This is a genomic window from Nonomuraea sp. NPDC003709 (genome assembly GCF_040610775.1).
GTDB lineage: Bacteria > Actinomycetota > Actinomycetes > Streptosporangiales > Streptosporangiaceae > Nonomuraea > Nonomuraea angiospora_A.
The window spans coordinates 492,395-510,500 of the sequence record NZ_JBEXMW010000005.1 but is presented as its reverse complement, the minus strand read 5'-3'; the positions used below and the strand labels follow the sequence as shown (position 1 = coordinate 510,500).

Sequence of the window (18,106 nt, the reverse complement as noted above, 5' to 3'; positions counted from 1 at the left end):
CCCCACCCGCTCAGATCCGCCTATTTGCGACTAAACCCTACCAACACCTGCTTATGGCCTCTGCCTTGCAGAAGCGGGCTCGGTCGCCCTCGATGCCGCCTCGCGTAGCGGGCGTCCGACCTCGTGCAGGTGCCGCAGGGCCTGGCCCCACGACGCGAACAGGCCGCATTCGAGGTAGTCGACGCCGAGCCGCTCGCAGTACTCGCGGACGATGGGCTGCGCCTTGCGCAGGTTCGCGGTCGGCATGCTGGGGAACAGGTGGTGCTCGATCTGGTAGTTCAGGCCGCCGAGCGCGGTGTTGACCAGGCGCCCGCCGCGTACGTTCCGGGAGGTCAGGACCTGGCGGCGGAGGAAGTCCAGCTCGTCCTCGGCGGTCAGGACCGGCATGCCCTTGTGGTTGGGCGCGAACGTGCAGCCGAGGTAGACGCCGTAGCAGGCCTGGTGCACGATCACGAACACCAGCGCCGTGCTGAAGGGCAGCACCAGGAAGACCGCCCCCAGGTAGGCGAGCACGTGCGCGCTCAGCAGCAGCCCTTCGAGCCCTCTGCTCTTGAGCGAGGGGCGGCGCAGCGCGCGGAAGCTCGACACCTTCAGGTTCACGCCTTCGAGGGTGAGCAGCGGGAAGAACAGGAACGCCTGCCAGCGCCCGATGAACCGGGGTATCCCGCGCGCCTCCTCGGCCTGCTTCTGCGACCAGATCAGGCTGTCGGGCGCGACGTCGGGGTCGTGCTCCTCATGGTTGGGGTTGGCGTGGTGGCGCGTGTGCTTGTCCATCCACCAGCCGTAGCTGAGCCCGACGGCCAGGTTGCCCACCAGCAGCCCGGCGATCCTGCTGATGCGCCGCGACCGGGAGATCTGCCCGTGCGCCAGGTCGTGGGCCAGGAGCGTCACCTGCGCGAAGGCCACGGCTAGCAGCACCGCGACCGGGATCTGCCACCAGGAGTCCCCGACCATGGCGAACAGCGCCCAGCTCCCCGCGAAAAGGCCGGACACCATGCCGATCCTGGCCGCGTAATAGCCTGGCCGCTTGTCCAGCAGCCCCGCCTCGGCGATGCGGCGTGACAGTCTCGCGAAGTCGCTGCCGCGCCGAACGGCGGCGGTCCCCACAGTCCCCACGTTTCTCTCCGATGCTGACGAGTCGTATGTGATCACTCATCAGCATCGCGAGAGACGGGGGTCCGGCGGACCCCCGCTGTCACCCGTTCTCTTGGTAGTGCCCGCCCTACCATTGGGGCGCCCGGTGGGCGCCCCCGCCGCCTGGGGACAGGGCCGGTCCATCGCACTCAGCGTGGCACTGGACGACCTCACCTCTGGTGGGGAATGGCGGGCGGCGGGGACACCGGCTCAGATCGGCTGCAGGGCCGCGGCGTCGCCGTAGATGTGCAGGTCCGGGCGGAAGGCCGCGAGGTAGGCGGACCGGTCGTGGAAGGTCGCGGCCAGGGCGTCCCCGTAGTCGATCAGCTGCCTGTGGGCGTCCCTGCGGGGCTCGTAGCGGGCGGACAGCAGCCGATCGAGCAGGTCCGCGTCGCCGCCGGCCGCGCAGATGACGTCGGCCAGGAGCTCGGCGTCGTGCAGCGTGTAGCTCATGCCCATCCCGGTCATGGGGTGGCAGGCGAACGCGGCCGAGCCCAGCAGCGCCGCGTTGCCCTTGTGGTACTCCGCCACCCGCATCGAGGAGACCTTGATCCGCTGCCAGGTCGCGGGCTGGAGGACGTTGAAGGCGTCCGAGCTGTCGGTGACGAACTTCTTCAGCGCGTCGAGCAGCGCGGGGATGCCGTCCTGGAAGATCTCCTTGTCGTCCTCGGGGGGCAGGCCGACGAACACCCTGGCCTGGTCCCTGTTGACCGGATAGAGGTAGGCGAACCAGCCTTCCGAGCTGAAGTACAGCCGGTTGAGCTGGGCGACGCTGGCGGTCAGCGGGACGGTGGCCACCCGCATCAGCAGGCGCTCGTACGGCAGCGTGCGCTGCTCGATGTCGAGCGCCTGCCGTACGGCCGACCTGGTGCCGTCGGCGCCGATCACGACGCCGGCCCGCAGCCTGCGCCCGTTCGAGAGCGTCAGCTCCTCCACGCGGCCGTCGCCGATCGCGATGTCGTCGATGCTGGCGTCGAACCAGAACTCGACGCCCTCCATGACGCAGCTCGTGTAGATGAGCTCGACCAGCTCCCGGTAGGGGCGGACGAGGAAGCCTCCCTCCGGGAAGCGGCACTCCTGGATGGGGTCGCCGTCGTGGTAGTAGCGGATGGTGTCGCGCCTGAGGCCATGGCGTCCGACCAAGTCGGCCAGCCCGTGCCGGGCCAGCACCCGGAGCCCGGGGGGCTTGAGGAAGTCCGCGCCCGCGCTGGGGACCGATGGTCCCTGTTCGATGACGACGACGCGCTGTCCGCGGCGACGCAGCAGCAAGGCGAGGAAGCAGCCGCCGAGCCCGGCGCCGACGATCGCTACGTCGCACGATGTGGTTGCCATGACGAGAGCCCTTTCGAATGGTTGAACTAGTTCGGGTTCCCGCGGGAACCGGCGAGCGGGCCTGGCTCGGCCGCCCGCGGCCGCGGGATGTGGTCCGTGGGGGGTGTGCGGGTCTCGGCAGGCAGCAACGCGTCGGCCTCCGCCGCCACGGTGGCGAGAGTCATGCGCAGTTCCAGCAGCATCCGGCGCGGCACTTTGATCATGACGTCGCCCGGGTCGGTCCGCAGCCGGGTGATCTTGGTGAGGGCCAGCGCGCCGATCAGCACGGAGATGGCCACGCACATCGCGAGCGCGCCGGCCAGCCCCGCGAGGGGGCCGGTCATGAACGGGTGGTCGATGACGACCGACACGACGGCGACGCCGACGGCCCCGCCGACCATGCGCGCCATGGTGGCCGCGCCGACGGCGGAGGCGTACTGGTGGGGGCGGGCGGCCAGGGTGGTGGCGACGGAGGTGCCCGGCGCGAGCGCGCCGACGCCGATGCCGACCACGACGCTGGCGATCAGGCCCCACACGGTGGGCCCGGCCTGTGTCAGCACGAGCACGCAGGCGCCGCCGCACAGCAGCGAGCCCGCGTAGATCAGCCCGTACGCGCCGACCCGCTTGACGATCCGCCCGGCCAGGAAGCTCGTCACGACGACCGCCACCGACGTGGGTGTCAGCCACATGGCCACCTCGAGCATGGGGTAGCCCAGGTGGAGCAGGTACAGCGGCTGCACGGTCAGCAGCCCGTACGACAGGGCGCCGAAGCCCCAGGTCGCGAGCCAGCCCCAGACGAATCTGGGACGCCGCCACAGGGCCAGGTCGATCGCGGGCAGGCGGTGGTGCTTGGCCTGCGCGAACGCGCCGCCCAGCAGGGCCAGCGCGGCCAGCGCCAGCCACACCACGTCCATGCCCCAGGCCATCGCCTTGGAGATGGCCAGCACGATGACCGCGATGCCCGCGGCGAGCAGCCACGCGCCGAGGACGTCCGGCAGGCCCCTGGCGCCGGCGCGCTTACCCGGCGGAAGCGCGGCGCAGGCGATCAGGAGCGCGACGCCGATGACGACGTCAGGGACGAACAGGGCCCGCCAGCCGACGGAGACGACCAGCCAGCCGCCGCCCGCCTGCATGAGCAGGCAGCCCAGCCCGGAGGCGGAGCTCCAGAGAGCGATCGCGCCGCGCCGCTGCGACTCCGGCAGCTCTCCGAGCAGCAGCCCGAGGCTGGCCGGGATCATCGCCGCGGCACCGGCGCCCTGGACGGCCCGTGCCGCCAGGACGTACGACCAGGAGTCCACCAGGACGGTGGCGACACCGCCCAGGACGAACACCACGAGCCCGACGGCCAGGACCCGTCGGCGGCCGAACAGGTCCGCCCAGCGGCCCGCGGTGGCCAGCAGCGCCGCGATCGGGATGAACGCCGCGCTGGTCAGCCAGACCAGGTCGCCCAGCGGCATGCCGGCCCCGGCGGGTGTGTACCGCAGGACTCCGACTGCCAGGGTGGTGGCCGTGGTGTCGGCCATCACCGTCAACATGACACCCGCACCGACCAGCCGCAGCATCACGGCGTGACGACGGTCGATGGTGCTCGTCCCCCGCGCTGGTGACGAACGCACGTGGTCACCTCCAAGCTATGAGTGGTCTCCGCCGACCGGCACACTCCGGATGTGCGACCGGCGGAGGTGGGTCGTTCGGTTATGCGCCGTAGCGGCCGGGCGAGAGCAGGCCGTCCGGGTCGAGGGCGGTCTTGAGCCGGTGCAGCATGCCCAGGCTGGCGGTGCTGGTCTCCGACCACACGTCGGCGGCGGCGTGGTCGATGTCGGAGCGGTAGATGGCGCACCCGTGGCTGCGCAGCAGGCAGTTGCCGTCGTTGCGGAGCTGGTGGGCGCGGTAGGGGGCATCCGGCGCGCCCCGTTCGAAGAAGATCTGGATGACGCCGTTGGCCATGTGCCGGCTGACGAGGTTCCACTCGACCATGAGCGCGGTGGTGTGCGCGTCCACGGCCGTCTGGAGGGCGGCCAGGATGTGTTCGGTCCTGCGGGCGTGCGTCGGCATCAGCGGCATCAACGCCAGGAAGCCGGTCTGGCCCTCGTCGATCTGGTCGCAGGAGGTGACGCGGAGGGCGTTGCGCACGCCCAGGCAGGTGGGGATGCCCTGGGACATGAGCGCCCTCGGGTAGAGCGGGTCGTCGGGGCCCACCTCGGCCGCGTCGACCACGCGCAGCGACTCGGCGCCCTCGACCTCGATGAGCGCCTTGCGCAGCAGTTCCTCGGCCAGTTCGACGGCGGCGTCGCTGCCGAGCAGCGGCCCCATGACGGTGAACAGGTCGGGGTCGACGCCCCTGGGCAGGAACCAGTCGCCGTGGCTCGGAACGAGCGCCAGCTCGCGCACGCGCAACATCCCGTCGGCGGGGTTGCCGCGGCGCAGGAATCCGGCCATCGCGTCGAGCGCGACGCCGACCTGGGCGCGCGGCATGCGGCCGTAGACGAGGCCGACGGTCTGCGGGCGCGGTACGAGGGCGACGGCCATGGCGGTGACGATGCCCAGGTTGTGCTGGACGAAGGCGGGCGTCAGGTCGGGCCCGGCGACCCGGCCGTGGTAGCGCCCCGCCGGGTCCAGCCCGCCGGTGGTGACCACGCTGCCGTCTGCCAGCACGGCCTCCAGCCCGGCCACGTCGTGCACCCGGGAGCGGAAGGTGCCGTCGCCGCGGTCCAGGGCGTTGCCGACGACGGAGGTGTCGGCGCAGGAGTTGGTGACGTTCAGCATCCAGGGGGTGTCGCGCAGCGCCTCGGCGAGCTGTGCCTGGGTCACCCCGGGTTCGATGACCGCGAAGCCGGCTTCCAGGTCGAGGCCGCGGATGCGGTTCATCCCGCTCAGGTCGACGACCAGGTTGTCGTCGGTGACCGGCACGGCCGAGCCCATGCCCCAGTTCTTGCCGGTGCTGATCGGGTAGAGGCGGTGGCCGGTCCTCATGGACTGCCGTACGAGCGCGCGTACCTCGTCGAGGCTGCGCGGAGCGTCGATGCCCGCCACGGAACGCGGTTGGTGACCCCCGACGTCGTGCGACTTCAGCTCCAGTCGCTCTAGGTCCTGCATGACTCTCCTCTTTCGGCTCACGCGGTGTGCTGGAGCAGGTCGTCGATGGAGCCGATGGCCTGGTTGGACATCTCCCTGATGCCGAGCAGCCGCTGCTCGACGTACTCGTCGGGCTCGGTGGTGGTGTCGGGGAGGTCGAGGGTTCCGAGCGGCGCCGACTGCACGGGGACCTCGTGCAGGCCGTAGGGGTGCCGGCGGGGCCGGATGTCGGTGTCCCGGGTGTCGCGGATGGTTCTGGCGGGCAGGTGCGGGGGGGTTCGCATGACGGGAGCTCTCCTACCGGACTCGATGGGGTTTTTCCGGGCGACCGCTCGCCGTTGAGCGGATCTGGGTCAGCGTGCGCCCTCCCTGTGGTCGAGGTGGTCGACCACTGGAGTGACGGCCGCGGGGGTCGCCCGCGGCACGCCGTGGTTGATGACGCTCGCGGCGATGCGGCGCTCCGCCAGCCCCATGTGGGGACGGCCGGCGGTGCCACCGGTGCTCGGCCGGGCGCCGGCCGAGCCTCGGATCATGGAGCTGGCGTGCACCCATCGGCGCGACTCCAGCAGCACGTCGCGCTGGGCGCGCGACAGGTCTGAGTGGCGGGCGTACTGCTCGCAGACGGCCCGCGCCAGCACCCGCGCCATGACGAGGTGCTCCGCGCAGGCGGCCGAGACCTTCGCCTCCAATCCGATGACCTGGGCGAGGAGCAGCTGCAGGTGGGACAGCCCAGAGCTGCGCTCGAACCCGTCGAGCTCGGCCAGCCGCTCGGGCCAGCGCAGCCGCCGTTCGACCGAGGCGTTCACGGCGGCGACGATCTCCGTGGCGGGCTCCTCCGGGCGCCGCCCTTCGAGCTGTACGGCCCGCTGCGCGGTCGACTCGAAGTCGGTCAGCCGGCGCAGCCCGCTCTGGAGCAGGCGTACGCGGTTGTGCAGGCAGGCGGCGCTCCAGCCGAGGACCAGCAGCCGGTCGGCGTCGGCCTCGCAGTGCCAGCCGACCAGCGCGACCTCGCGCGCCATGCGGTGGTAGAGCACCCAGGACTCCTGCGCGGGGACCGGCACCGGGGTGTCGATCCACACCTGCAGGCCGCCCGGGGGTACTTCGTCGACGCCGACGTCCACGCCGGCGGGCGCCACTCTGGCGCAGATTCGCTGAACCACCCGTTGCTGGGCGGCTGTCTCCGGCGCCAGAGGCACCGGGCCTGGCAGCACTCGCTCTGGGGCCACTCTCGCCCTCGGCTCGATGCTCATCTGGGGCCACCTCCCGACCCACGACCTACGTAAATTGACACTTAATAGTGCCGTCCCGATCGTCGTCAGAGAGGGGTTTTCTGTCAACTGGTACTTAACAAAACCAGTATGGGTCCCCCGCCGCCCGATCGGCGGCAGCCGTGAACCCGCGACTTCCCGCAGGTGAATCCGGTGTTACGGAGCGTGGATCATCTAGAGTCCGAACGGTTCGGTCAGTTCGGGAGAGATGCGGGGAGCGAGCCGGTGTGGGTGCCAAGATCCGTGGTCGTGGCCTTGTCGGTGGCCGCGGGACTGCCCGCGCCGCCCGACGCGACGCAGGCGGCGGCCGGTTACTGCCAGCTACCGGATCACTCCCAGCCGTCCATCCCGGGCGAGGCTTACCTGATCGATACTGCTTCCTCACCCGACTGGATTCATCCCAATCCGCCGCCCGTCGACCGTGAGCCGACGGAGTCCGAACGGCTCGACTTCGCGGGCTTCCCGAACGTCTCGGTCCTCGACGTCGTGGGCCCCGGCGGGGCACCCCGGCAGAAGGTGATCAGCACCTTCACCACGAACGTGGACCAGATCGTCACCCTCACCAACTCGGTCGCGGTCTCGGACGACGGCGGGCTGGCGTTCGGCCCGGCGAACCTGACGCCGCTCCGCGAAGCGCCCATCCAGCTGCTCGACGGCCGCTACTTCGCCACCGAGTACTACCTGCAGGTCACCGGCCCGCACACCGGCACGCTGGGCGTGCTCACCACCTCGTCGCTGGAGGACGGGGAGAGCTGGGTGCGCTCGGAGGCGGCGCTGACCACGCCCGGCGAGCTGCTGCCCGGCGGGGCCACGCACGGGCTGCCGGTGCAGCTCGCCGACGGCACGATCCTGATCACGATGTACGCCCAGTACCGCGATACGGGGATGTACCAGGCCGAGCTGTACGCCAGCCGGGACGGCGGCCGGACGTTCGAGCGGCGCGGCGTGATCGGGCCGCCGTCCGACGGGCTGGTCTACAACGAGGCGAGCATCGCGCAGACGATGGACGGCAGCCTGCTGGCGGTGCTGCGCCGCGACGGCGGCCGGTTCTCCACGCTGCACCAGAGCCGCTCCACCGACGGCGGGCGCACCTGGTCGCCGGTCGGCGAGCTGCGCTTCGCGGGGCAGGACTGCGTGGTCCGCGGCGTGGCGCCCCGGCTGCTGCTGATGCCGGACGGCGTCCTCGTGCTCAGCGCCGGGCGCCCGGACAACTGGCTGGCCGTCTCCCCCGACGGGCTCGGCGAGGAGTGGCTGGAGCCGCGGGTGACGTACCACAACCGCGACGGGATCTGGCCGGTCCACGGCTCGTCCGGTTACACCGGGATCGCGGCGCTCGGCCCGCACCGGCTGATCCAGGTGTTCGACAACTGCAAGCTGCCGGGCGTGCGCCGCGACGGCCTGCTGGACGAGACCGCCTGCCCGGCGCACGGGCGCTTCGAGAACCACGGCTGGTACGCGATCAAGCGGCAGCTGTTCACGATCGATCCCCCCGGCCCCGGCCTGCTGGACCTGGCCGCGATGCGCCGGAGCGGCCGGTTGAGCGTCGAGACCACCATGCGCTGGACCGGCCGGCCCAGGAGCCGCCCCGGCGGGGCCTTCGACGGCAGCACCGGCTACTGGTCGAGCGCCGTCGCCCGGGGCCGCGGCCGGTACGTGCTGCACCTGGACCGCCCGTACGCGCTGACCCGGATCGGCCTCAGCCTGCGCCCGGGCCATCCGGCCGGGGCCCGCGTGTACGTCTCCGAGGACGGCCGCTCCTGGGGCGAGCCTGTCGTCACGATCACGGACCGGACGGACTACGCGATGCAGTACGAGGAGATCGACCGCACCGGCCGGCACATCAAGATCGTCACTGAGCCGACCTCCGGCTGCGAGCCGGAGCTCGGCCGGACGTGCAGCATGCTCAACGAGATCGAGCTCTACTCGCCGTGAGGCGTCTCCGGTCCCGGGGTCGTCTCCGTGGGCGTGCCGATGGACGATTCGGTGGGCGACCCGGTGGGTGTCTGCGTGGGCTGGCCGCCCCCGGACTGCCGCAACGCGGTCAGGTGCGCCACCAGCGCCGGCTCGGCCGTCCTGGCCAGCGCCACCACCGTCGGCGAGGTCCCGTGGGAGATCTCGACCTTCGTGGCCGCCAGCGTCTGCTGGTGCGCGTTGATCATGGCGGCCGTGAAGTCCTGGTCGAACTCGTCGCGCGGCGAGTCCTGCAGCTCGGCCAGCATGGCGCGCTGGTCGGCGCTCGGGGACATGGGCAGCGGGATGCGGAGCCGCGTGGCCGCGTTGGTCACCTGCGTGTCGAGCTTGGTGTGGTCCGCGACGAGCATCTTGCCGATCGCCCTGATCCGCGCCGTGCTCCCCTTGCCCACCCCGAGCTGCCCCGCCTGGACCTCGGCCAGGTTGGCCTCGTGGATGCCCCGCATCCAGGCCTTGTCCTGCTCGGACGGCTGGGTGTCGGTACGCGACACCAGGCCCGCGGTGTCCGTCGGCACGTCGGCACAGCCCCCGAGAGCGGCGAGGGCCACGGCGGCCAGCAACAGTGTGCGCATGAGCATTTCCTATGACATTGTGATACGACTCAACTACAGTGCGTAATAACCCCTTCCCCCAAAACCCGACATCCCACCCCCGGGCGCGCGGAGCCGGGCGCGAACGATAATGACCACGACCATGACGCCGATGTGACCGGAGCCCGGATGACCCAGCCAGATCCCCGCACGCCCCACCAGCGCAAGCGGGACACCCTCGACCGGCTCGAGAACGACGTGGACGCCTGGGTGGCCACGGCGGACGAGGGCGGGGTGCCGTACCTGGTGCCGTTGTCGTTCCTGTGGGACGGCGCGACCCTGCTGATCTCCACCACCAGCGCCAGCCGGACCGCCCGCAACCTGCTGGCCTCCGGGCGGCTGCGCGTGGGCGTGGGGCTGGTGCGCGACGTCGTCCTCGTCGAGGGCACGGCCGAGGCCATCCCCGAAGCCGAGATCCCGGCCGAGGTCGGCGACGCGTTCGCGGCGAAGACGGGCTTCGACCCGCGCAAGGAGCCCGAGTCCTACCACTACTTCCGCATCACGCCGGTGCGCCTGCAGGCCTGGCGCGAGGCGAACGAGCTGCGCGGCCGCGACCTCATCCGCGACGGCGGGTGGACGGTCGCCTGAAGACCCGCGACGGCGGGTGGACGGTCAGTTGAAGGTGACCACCAGGGTTGTGTGGCGCTTCGGGATGACCGCCCCCTTCCCTTCGTCGCCGGCGCGCCCGGGATAGGCGTGGATGCGCAGGTCGCCCGTCTCCGGGCGGCCCGCCTCGTTCCACGCCCGCACGTGCCCGGCCAGGTCGGCCGCCAGCGCGGCGCCGCCCGGCCCGTGGCCCTGGGCCGCCAGACCGGGGCCGGTGGGTCCCCGGCCGCGGGCCACGTGCGCGCCCCGCCCTCCGAGCAGCGCGATGGCGTCACCGTCGACGAGGCCGATGCTCATGCCGTACCCCTGCCCCAGCCTGCCGGTCAGGACGCAGCACCGGGAGTCGCGCAGGGCCAGCCACAGCGTGACACCCGGCCCGTACGCCACCTCCTCGCCCCCGTCGACGGCGACCTCGTCCGGCTCGCCGTCGAGCGCGGCCAGCACGTCGCCGATCTCGCGCCACTCGGGCAGGCCCAGCATGAGCTCGGGGTCCTGCCGCAGCACCACGATCGCCTCGGGTCCGGCGAACGCCCCGCGCATCCGCATGAACCCGCACGGCGCCACCGACCGGCTGGCCCAGTGGTCGCCGGCGCGTTCGAGGGCCACCGACACCTGCACGCCCCGCAGGTCGAGCGGCGCCACCAGCCGCCCGCCCGCGCCCAGCTGCTCCAGCCACGCCGGGGCCAGATCCCACACGCCGACCGTGGCGATCACGCGGTCGTACGGGGCCCGCTCCGCGAACCCCTGGACGCCGTCCGCGCACACCACCTCCACCCGCTCCGCCCCGGCGGCGGACAGGTGCCGTCCGGCCCGCGCGACGATGTCCTCGTCGATGTCGACGCTCACCACGTGCCCGGCGGGCCCGGCGAGGCGGGCCAGCAGCGCCGCGTTGTAGCCGGTGCCCGCGCCGATCTCCAGCACCCGGTGCCCCGGCTCCACGCCGAGCTGGTCGAGCATCGTGGCCATGATCGCGGGCTGCGAGGACGAGCTGATCGGCCGGCCCGCGTCGTCACGTTTGGTGACGATGGGCTCGTCACGGTAGGCGTCCCCGGGGTCGACGCCGGGCACGAAGAGGTGGCGCGGCACCGCCAGCAGCGCGGCGGCCACGGGATCGCTGATGTCCTGGCGTTTCCGCAGGTGCGCCACCATGGCCTGCCTCTGCTCCGCGAAGTCCATGGCCCCCATTCTCCACAGGGAGCTCCAGGAAATCTGAGTAAAGAAACAGCCAAGAAGGGTTGAGCTGGAAAGTTGGGGGAAGGGCAGGCAACTCCTGAACGTCGACCGTGAGGAGGAGCCGTAGTGCTCACCCTGACAGCCAACGCAGCCCAGGCGATCCGCGATCTGACCTCGACTGCGCCCGAACCTGCCCAGAGCGGGATCCGCATCTCGTCTCAGGGAGAGGGCGCGAGTTCGCTCACCCTTACGCTGGCCACCGCTCCGGAGCCGGCGGACGAGGTCGTCGAGGCCGAGGGGGCGCGCGTCTACCTCGACCCCGTGGCCGCCACCGTATTGGAGGACAAGTCACTCGACGCCGGAGCCGACGACCAGGGAAGCGTGTCGTTCCTGGTCAAGGATCAGATGGCGTGACATGGGCGCCCGCCGTGCCGCACCGGCACGGCGGGCGCGCCCGTCAGCCGTCGCTGAGGAGCTTGTGGAGGTAGCGCAGCTGCTCCTCCGTCTGGAAGCCGCCGCCGCCCTCGTGGCCGTTCCAGGGCCACACGGAGATCTCCTTCGGGCCCTGCCAGTGGTTGTATCCGGCGAACACGGTCGACGGCGGGCAGACGTCGTCCATCAGCGCCACCGAGTAGAGCGCGGGCACCTGGCCGCGGGCGGCGAAGTTGAGCCCGTCGAAGTACGACAACGTGCGGAAGACCTGGTCGGCGGTGTCCCTGCGGGTGGAGAGGAAACGCACCAGCTCCTGGTACGGGTCCTTCCCGGTGATCTCGACCGCCCGCCGGAAGTGGGTCAGGAACGGCACGTCGATCAGCGCCGCCTTGACCGCCGGATGCAGCGCGGCCGTGGCCTGCGCGATGCCGCCGCCCTGGCTGCCGCCCGAGACGACGACCCGGCTCGCGTCCACCGCCGGGTGCTCGAGGGCCGCGTCCACGGCCCTGACGGCGTCGGTGAAGACGCGCCGGTAGTAGTAGTCGTCCGGGTCGAGGATGCCCCGGGTCATCATGCCCGGCGCCTGCGGCGAGGCGCTGCCGTGCGGGTCCCCGGTCGCGCCGGGGCTGCCGGCGTTCGCGCCGCCGTGGCCGCGCGTCTCCATCACGAACACCGCGTACCCGGCCGACGGCCAGAACAGGTGGTCCTTGGCGAACCCGCGACCGCCGCTGTAGCCGATGTAGTGCATCACGCACGGCACCGGGCCCTCGACGCCGCGCGGCACCAGGAACCACCCGTTGATCCGGTGCCCGCCCCAGCCCGCGAAGGACACGTCGAACACGTCGACGGTGGCGAGGGGCAGGTCGTACGGGACGTACTCGGCGCTCAGGTCGAACTCCCTGGCCTCGGCCAGAGTGCGTGACCAGAACGCGTCGAAGTCCGCGGGCTCGTCGCGTTCGGGGAGGTAGCTGCGGAGTTGCTCAAGCGGCAGGTCGAACAGTGGCACGGAATCTCCAGCCTCGTAGAGGGACGCTGATATTTCACCTCATCCCGCCGGTAAGCGCTATCCCACTCCGCGTCCGGAATCCCATCCACCTGACCGAAACCCGTGGCGTGCACTAACGTCCCCTTGTGGCTTCTTTCGCCAGACTGGCCGGACGGGCGGTGGCGGGCGCCGGGGTGCTGGCCCTGTCGCCGGTCCTCGGGCTGGCCACTTTGGCCGGGATGGCGATGGTGGGCGCGGAGGCGACCACGTTCACGGTGACGGGGCTGGCGGTCTTCGCGTCGGTGTTCTTCCTGGGGCTGCTGCTGTGCGTGCCCAGGCCGAGGGCCGTGTGGGGGCGCTGGTTGCGGGCGTTGGTGATCCTCGGGGTGGAGGCGGCCGTCGTGTGGCCGGTCGGTGTCGCCACGCTGCGCCCGCCGCAGCCCTCCGCTCCCCCGGCGCCGGTGGCCGGGCAGCGCGAGTGGCGGCTGCCGACGGGCTCGGAGCTGGCGTACGTACGGCTCGCGCCGAAGCGGGTCACGCGCCCCGACCCCGTGGTGTTCCTGCACGGCGGGCCCGGCGTGGCCGACCTGGCGGCCTCCTCGGCCTTCTTCAGGAAGCTGACGGCGGACGGCTACCAGGTGTACGTCTACGACCAGCTCGGGGCCGGGCGCTCGGCCCGGCTGCGGGACCCGCGCGAGTACGGCCTGACGCGCGACGTGGAGGACCTGGAGGCCATCAGGCAGACCGTGGGCGCGGACCGGCTGAACCTCATCGCCCACGACTACGGCGCGCAGCTCGCCACCGCCTACCTGGCCGCGCACCCCGACCGGGTGGCGAAGGCCGTCCTGGCCTCCCCCACCGGGCTGCCGCCTGAGCGGAAACCGGACGGCGAGGTCGAGCTGGCGGCGATGTTCGGGCCGGGCGGCTCGCCGGATCCGCGCCTGCTCGCCGTCTCCACGCTGCTGCAAGTGGACCCGCACGCCGCGCACGCCTTCGCGGGTGACCGCGAGCTGGACGCCTACCTCGGCCTCGTCCGTCGGGGGGAGCCGCACCCGTGCCCGGCCGCCGCCACGACCGGATCCGGGGGGTATGTCGGCCTGACCGGGCGGACGGCGCCTTCCTCGCTCCCGTTGAGCCTGTCCGAGGCGAAGGCCCCCGTGCTGATCGTCAAGAGCCGGTGTGACGAGGAGGGCTGGACGTCGGCCATGGCCTACCGGCGGGCGCTGCCGTCGGCCACGCTCGCCTACCTCGACGACCAGGCCTCCACGGACGCCTATGCGAGCGAGCCGTACCTCGGGGTCCTGCGGGCGTTCCTGTCCGGGCGCCCGGTGGAGGCGTACGAGGGCGAGCACCCGCCGCCCGGCTACCGCGGCCCGAGCTGACCGCCGCACCGGGCGCGGCGGCCAGCCGGGTGAGCAGGAACGTGTTCAGCAGGGCCGGGTCAGCGGGAGGCCGGGCGGCGCTCGGGGTCGCAGCCGCCCGCCTTGGTGCCCGCGACCTTCCACTCCGCCCCGGGGAACGGGCTCATGAAGTGGGTCAGCAGGTCCACCGCGTAGTCCGGCACCTGGCCCCCCGGATCCAGCAGCGACACCATCTGGGGCCCGTCGGCGCCACGCAGCGTGATGGAGCTGGACCCGTTCCCGGCCGCGAAGCCGGGCTTGGCGTCCACCGTCACGCACGCCAGGCTGATCCCCGCCGCCTTGATCTCCTGCTTGGCGCCGATCCGCCGCATCCGCTGGTCGTAGCGGCGCAGCGCGAGCGAGTCGGTGGGGGCCAGCCGCACCGAGTCGCGGAAGACGTCGCTGCCGACCTCCCTGCTCAGCCGCACGTCCAGGGAGACCTCGGGCCGCAGGTCCACCCCCTTGGCGGCCAGCTTGAGCTGACCGTAGTCGCCCTCGAAGCCGGGCGCGACGTACCCGAGGGCCGGGGGCGCCTTCAGCCCGAACGGGACCTTGCCGGGCCGGATGCGCAGCCACGACACGCGCTGGGCGTCCAGCGACAGGTCCTTGACCGCGCTCGCCTGCAGCCCGAACTTCCCGCCGACGTTGTAGGTGAGGAAGCCCGTCGTGTACGGGACCTCCTTGCTCACGGAGATCTGCTGCGGCGCGACCGCGTCCATCCGCAGCCCCGCGTGCAGCGACAGGCGGCCCGTGGGGACGGGACGGGAGACGAGGTCGAGCGACTGGTCGGGGTTCATGCGGATCGTGGTGTCGGCGGCCAGGTCCTTGACCGCGAACGACACGTCCCCGAGCCTGCCCTGCGGGTCCACGAGGCCGCCCTCCACGCCGAGGTAGCCGTCGAGGGTGCTGACGTTCGACTTGTAGGTGAGCGCCGGCACGCTCAGCCCGGCGGCCGAGGCGTCGGCGTCCACCCCGAACGAGGCCGGCACGTCCGCGAAGCGCAGCTCGCCGGTGCCCTTCCCGGCCAGGGTGACCTTGGCGTCCAGGCGCTTGACGGCCGCGGAGTTGTTGACGCGGATGCGGGTCTGGGCGCCGTACGTGCCCTGGACGGACACCGAGGCCGGCACGGGGTCGATCGACACGTGCCCGCGCAGGTCACCGGCCTCGGCCTGCACGTCGAGCGCGCCGAGCGTGGCGGCGGGCTCGATGCGGTACGCGGCCTGCACGGCGTTGCCCTGCGCCACGCCGAACGGCCCCAGCGACATGCTGGTGATCTGGGAGGGCAGCCCGGTCAGGGTGGCCCTGGCCTTGACGGGCACGGGTGACAGGACGCTGCTGGCGAGATAGACGCCGAGGCTCTTGCGCCGCGGGCTGAACCCCGAGAACGCGAACGTCTTACCCGTCATGTCCACGGTCACCTGGTCCGGCAGCCCGCTCACGTCCAGGTATCCCTGCAGGCCGAAGCAGCCGCGATCCGGCGTGCAGAACGGCCCCTGGGAGCAGCCCGCGGATCCGGCCGCGCAGCCGCCGTCCACCAGGGACACGCCGCCGGGCACGGCGGGCGCGGCCCGCATGCGGTCGAGCGCCCCGGCCTTGCCGAGCCAGGCGCGGGCGCGCACGTCCAGGCGCGAGCCGGCGTAGGTGAGCTTGCCCCCGTCGGAGGTGACCGACAGGCGGCCGGGCACGGGCCCGAGCGTGCCGATCAGGCCGAAGCGGGCGTCACCCTGCGTGACGTCGGCGTCCACGGCCAGCCTCTGCCGGGCCGAGCGGAAGTCCGCGCTGAACCCCTGCGCGGCCGGAGAGAACCCGACCTGCTTGAGCCCCTTCACCAGCACGCTGGCGTCCAGGTCGCCGGTCGCCTGGCTGTAGTGCGCCGACAGGTGCGGCCCGGTGGGAGCCTTGGCCCCGTCGTGGTTGGTGAACGCCACCTCCGCCGACCCGACCGGCCCGGACAGGCCGCGGAAGCGGTACGACGCCGGGTCCCACGAGGCGTCGAAGCGGGCCGGCACGCCGCTCACCTCGGCGGCGGCCCTGGCGTACCGGTCGCCGAGCTTGACCCTGGCCAGGGCCGAGACCTTGGCCACCGGCGCGTCCGCGGTCCAGGTGAGGGTCCGGGCGCCCGTGTCGGCGACCAGCTCGACGCTCTTGCGCACGCCCTCGACGGTCGCCTCCAGGTCCTCCCCGGACGGCGAGGTCACGTGCGCTTTATTGGCATAAATCTTGATCTGGTCAATCTTGGCGGACGTGGCGACCTTGACGGTCGAGCGCTCGCCCAGCTCCCACGAGGCCTTGACGTCGTCGCGCACGCCCAGGACGGTGCCGTCGACGGTGGGGCCCGTCTCGAGATTCGCATAGGCGGCGCGGATGCTGCGGATCACGCCGCTGGCCTGGTATTCGGCCTTCCGGCTCGCGGGGTCGAGGGTGACGTCCACGGTGGAGGGCGTGTTGGAGATCTCCAGGCGGGCCACGTGGGTGCCGTCGATGCTGGCCGCGCCCACGAACGAGCGCCCGCTGGAGCCCACCTCCAGGTGGGCGTGCGGCACGGCCCCGTACGTGACGTCGAACCCGGACAACCCCGACAGCAGCCCCGACACCCCCACCGCGTCACCCTTCTTGATCATGGTGACGTGGCCGCCGCGCGGGCTGGAGATGGCGCCCTCGTTGCGCTGGAGCACCACGGCGAACCGGCCGATGGGTGAGCTGGTCGTGTGCGTGACGCGGTGCTCGGCCAGGTCGTTGACCAGGCGCACCTTGGCCGGCAGGTCGCTCAGCTCGGTCCTCAGCACGGTCTTGTCCGCGGCCCGGTCGAAGAAGAGCAGAGAGGCCGCCCCGGCCCGGCCCTTGGCGGACTCGACGGTCAGGGTCTGCTTGCCGTCCGCGGCCGCGTACTTGGCGGTCAGGGTCGGCGGCACCTTCCTGACCTGGGCGCTCAGCACCCTGGCCAGCTTGCCGTCACGGTAGGTGAAGCTGTGCAGCCGGGCGCGGGCGATCGAGGACGGGCTGGTGAAGCGGACCTCGCCGTCCGACAGCCGCACCGCGGCGCGGGCGGGCATGCGGTCGAGCACGGCCTGGGTGAACTGGCGGCCGTTCACCGCCAGCGCCTCCAGCTTGGCGGGCGCGGAGGCGTGAACGTCGAGGGAGGGCGAGTCGAGCGCGGCGGTCACGCTGAGCTTCTCGGTGGCGGGCGTCTGGCGCAGGCTCACCACGCTGCGGCCGGTCAGCCCCGCGACCAGGGCCGCGGACTTCCCGGGATCGGTACGCTTCACGCTGGCCTTGACCTGCTTGCCCGTCAGGTCGACGCCGAACGTCCCCCAGTCGAAGGCCGACAGCGACGCGCCGTGCCGCAGGCCGTCGAACCCGACCGACACCTTGCCGTCGTACTCGGCCCAGACCAGCGCCTTGACCTGCCCCTGCGACAGCCGCTTGACCGCGAACCCCAGACCGGCCGCCCCCTCCAGGGGGTTGGCCGTGGGCACGAGGTCGGCGGCCAGGTCGGGCCTGCCGTCGCCGGTGACGTCGGCGACGGCCGGTGTGGCGACCGGCTGCGAGATGGAGCAGGAGACCGGCACGGCCTCGCTCTGGACGCAGAGCCGGTACGTCAGCCCCGGCACCACCTTGCCCAGCCCACCCAGCCCGTCGAAGGCCTTGAGGATCGGCGCCAGCGGCTTGATCAGCGTCAGCGGCTCGGCGTCCGCCGTGTCGGGCAGCACACTCCGGACGTCGGGCGCCTGCCTGCCGAAGCCCTGTTCCTCCTGGACGGAGGCGGCCTCGGAGGTGACCTCGTCGATGAGCCGCGGCCCGGCGGGCGTGGTCACCTCGGGCTCGTCGGGCCCCACCCGCCCGGTGCCCGCCGGCCTGACGGCGAGCGAGGGCCGGGTGGGAACGCTGACCGCGGCGGCCGGCGGCTCCTGCACGGCGGGCACGGGCTGGACCCTCACCTGGGTGTGGCCCAGCGTCTGGGCCTGGGCACTCGGTGGCAGGGCCACCAGGACTGTGGCGCTTGCGATGGACGTCGAAGCGAGCACGCGCAGAAGGGCGTGCGGCATGAAACGTTCTCCCCCGGACCGGTCTAATTCATCCCATCAGAAACATAGGTCACGATGCGACCACACCTCCTCACAGGTAGTCAAACCCACCTGGACATGGGACCCCAATTTTCAG

14 protein-coding genes are annotated in these 18,106 nt (G+C 72.2%); 4 read left to right on the top strand and 10 right to left on the bottom strand.

Going from position 1 to position 18,106, the window contains the following annotated elements:
• Positions 1 to 51: 51 nt before the first annotated feature.
• The 6 genes from ABZX61_RS18625 to ABZX61_RS18600 all read right to left on the bottom strand — a co-directional run bounded on the left by ABZX61_RS18625 (position 52) and on the right by ABZX61_RS18600 (position 6,656).
• On the bottom strand, positions 52 to 1,116 hold the full coding sequence (locus ABZX61_RS18625) for an acyl-CoA desaturase (RefSeq protein ID WP_355195946.1): 1,065 nt from the start codon (positions 1,114 to 1,116) through the stop codon (positions 52 to 54).
• Between the two features lie 228 nt (positions 1,117 to 1,344).
• Positions 1,345 to 2,466, bottom strand: a complete 1,122-nt coding sequence (locus ABZX61_RS18620) for an FAD-dependent monooxygenase (RefSeq protein WP_355195944.1) — start codon at positions 2,464 to 2,466, stop codon at positions 1,345 to 1,347.
• A 26-nt stretch (positions 2,467 to 2,492) separates the two neighbouring features.
• A complete protein-coding gene (locus tag ABZX61_RS18615) occupies positions 2,493 to 4,061 on the bottom strand; it encodes an MFS transporter (protein ID WP_355195942.1) in 1,569 nt (522 codons plus the stop codon).
• Positions 4,062 to 4,140: 79 nt separating this feature from the next.
• Positions 4,141 to 5,541, bottom strand: coding sequence for an FAD-binding oxidoreductase (locus ABZX61_RS18610; protein WP_350727865.1), 1,401 nt, complete (start codon positions 5,539 to 5,541; stop codon positions 4,141 to 4,143).
• A gap of 17 nt (positions 5,542 to 5,558) precedes the next feature.
• Positions 5,559 to 5,804: a hypothetical protein gene (locus tag ABZX61_RS18605; protein ID WP_350727864.1), complete on the bottom strand. Its 246-nt coding sequence runs from the start codon at positions 5,802 to 5,804 to the stop codon at positions 5,559 to 5,561.
• A 69-nt stretch (positions 5,805 to 5,873) separates the two neighbouring features.
• A complete protein-coding gene (locus ABZX61_RS18600; RefSeq protein WP_355195939.1) occupies positions 5,874 to 6,656 on the bottom strand; it encodes a hypothetical protein in 783 nt (260 codons plus the stop codon).
• A gap of 363 nt (positions 6,657 to 7,019) precedes the next feature.
• Between ABZX61_RS18600 and ABZX61_RS18595 the strand changes: the two genes are divergently transcribed.
• Positions 7,020 to 8,720, top strand: a complete 1,701-nt coding sequence (locus ABZX61_RS18595; RefSeq protein WP_355195938.1) for an exo-alpha-sialidase — start codon at positions 7,020 to 7,022, stop codon at positions 8,718 to 8,720.
• On the opposite strand, the gene ABZX61_RS18590 is transcribed toward ABZX61_RS18595, so the two are convergent.
• Positions 8,708 to 9,331, bottom strand: coding sequence for a DUF4142 domain-containing protein (locus ABZX61_RS18590; RefSeq protein ID WP_355195936.1), 624 nt, complete (start codon positions 9,329 to 9,331; stop codon positions 8,708 to 8,710). The genes ABZX61_RS18595 and ABZX61_RS18590 overlap by 13 nt on opposite strands.
• A 147-nt stretch (positions 9,332 to 9,478) precedes the next feature.
• Here ABZX61_RS18590 and ABZX61_RS18585 point away from each other — a divergent pair, with 147 nt between their 5' ends.
• Positions 9,479 to 9,937, top strand: a complete 459-nt coding sequence (locus ABZX61_RS18585) for a pyridoxamine 5'-phosphate oxidase family protein (RefSeq protein ID WP_355195934.1) — start codon at positions 9,479 to 9,481, stop codon at positions 9,935 to 9,937.
• A gap of 24 nt (positions 9,938 to 9,961) precedes the next feature.
• Here the strand turns inward: ABZX61_RS18585 and fxlM are convergent, their stop codons facing one another.
• On the bottom strand, positions 9,962 to 11,131 hold the full coding sequence (gene fxlM, locus ABZX61_RS18580) for a methyltransferase, FxLD system (RefSeq protein WP_355195932.1): 1,170 nt from the start codon (positions 11,129 to 11,131) through the stop codon (positions 9,962 to 9,964).
• A 123-nt stretch (positions 11,132 to 11,254) separates the two neighbouring features.
• On the opposite strand from fxlM, the gene ABZX61_RS18575 reads away from it, so the two are divergent.
• On the top strand, positions 11,255 to 11,542 hold the full coding sequence (locus tag ABZX61_RS18575; protein WP_350727858.1) for a Fe-S cluster assembly protein HesB: 288 nt from the start codon (positions 11,255 to 11,257) through the stop codon (positions 11,540 to 11,542).
• Positions 11,543 to 11,585: 43 nt separating this feature from the next.
• Here the strand turns inward: ABZX61_RS18575 and ABZX61_RS18570 are convergent, their stop codons facing one another.
• Positions 11,586 to 12,566, bottom strand: a complete 981-nt coding sequence (locus ABZX61_RS18570) for an acetylxylan esterase (protein ID WP_355195930.1) — start codon at positions 12,564 to 12,566, stop codon at positions 11,586 to 11,588.
• A gap of 125 nt (positions 12,567 to 12,691) precedes the next feature.
• Here ABZX61_RS18570 and ABZX61_RS18565 point away from each other — a divergent pair, with 125 nt between their 5' ends.
• Positions 12,692 to 13,927 carry an alpha/beta hydrolase gene (locus tag ABZX61_RS18565; RefSeq protein ID WP_355195928.1) on the top strand — a complete coding sequence of 412 codons (1,236 nt, stop codon included), beginning with the start codon at positions 12,692 to 12,694 and terminating at the stop codon, positions 13,925 to 13,927.
• A 59-nt stretch (positions 13,928 to 13,986) separates the two neighbouring features.
• On the opposite strand, the gene ABZX61_RS18560 is transcribed toward ABZX61_RS18565, so the two are convergent.
• Positions 13,987 to 17,991, bottom strand: a complete 4,005-nt coding sequence (locus tag ABZX61_RS18560; protein WP_355195926.1) for a hypothetical protein — start codon at positions 17,989 to 17,991, stop codon at positions 13,987 to 13,989.
• Positions 17,992 to 18,106: the final 115 nt, after the last annotated feature.

Excerpts from the sequence above, each read along its gene's own strand:
- ABZX61_RS18620 (WP_355195944.1), bottom strand. The coding sequence starts at position 2,466 with ATGGCAACCACATCGTGCGACGTAGCGATCGTCGGCGCCGGGCTCGGC.
- ABZX61_RS18610 (WP_350727865.1), bottom strand. The coding sequence starts at position 5,541 with ATGCAGGACCTAGAGCGACTGGAGCTGAAGTCGCACGACGTCGGGGGT.
- ABZX61_RS18605 (WP_350727864.1), bottom strand. The coding sequence starts at position 5,804 with ATGCGAACCCCCCCGCACCTGCCCGCCAGAACCATCCGCGACACCCGG.
- ABZX61_RS18590 (WP_355195936.1), bottom strand. The coding sequence starts at position 9,331 with ATGCGCACACTGTTGCTGGCCGCCGTGGCCCTCGCCGCTCTCGGGGGC.
- ABZX61_RS18585 (WP_355195934.1), top strand. The coding sequence starts at position 9,479 with ATGACCCAGCCAGATCCCCGCACGCCCCACCAGCGCAAGCGGGACACC.
- fxlM (WP_355195932.1), bottom strand. The coding sequence starts at position 11,131 with ATGGACTTCGCGGAGCAGAGGCAGGCCATGGTGGCGCACCTGCGGAAA.
- ABZX61_RS18560 (WP_355195926.1), bottom strand. The coding sequence starts at position 17,991 with ATGCCGCACGCCCTTCTGCGCGTGCTCGCTTCGACGTCCATCGCAAGC.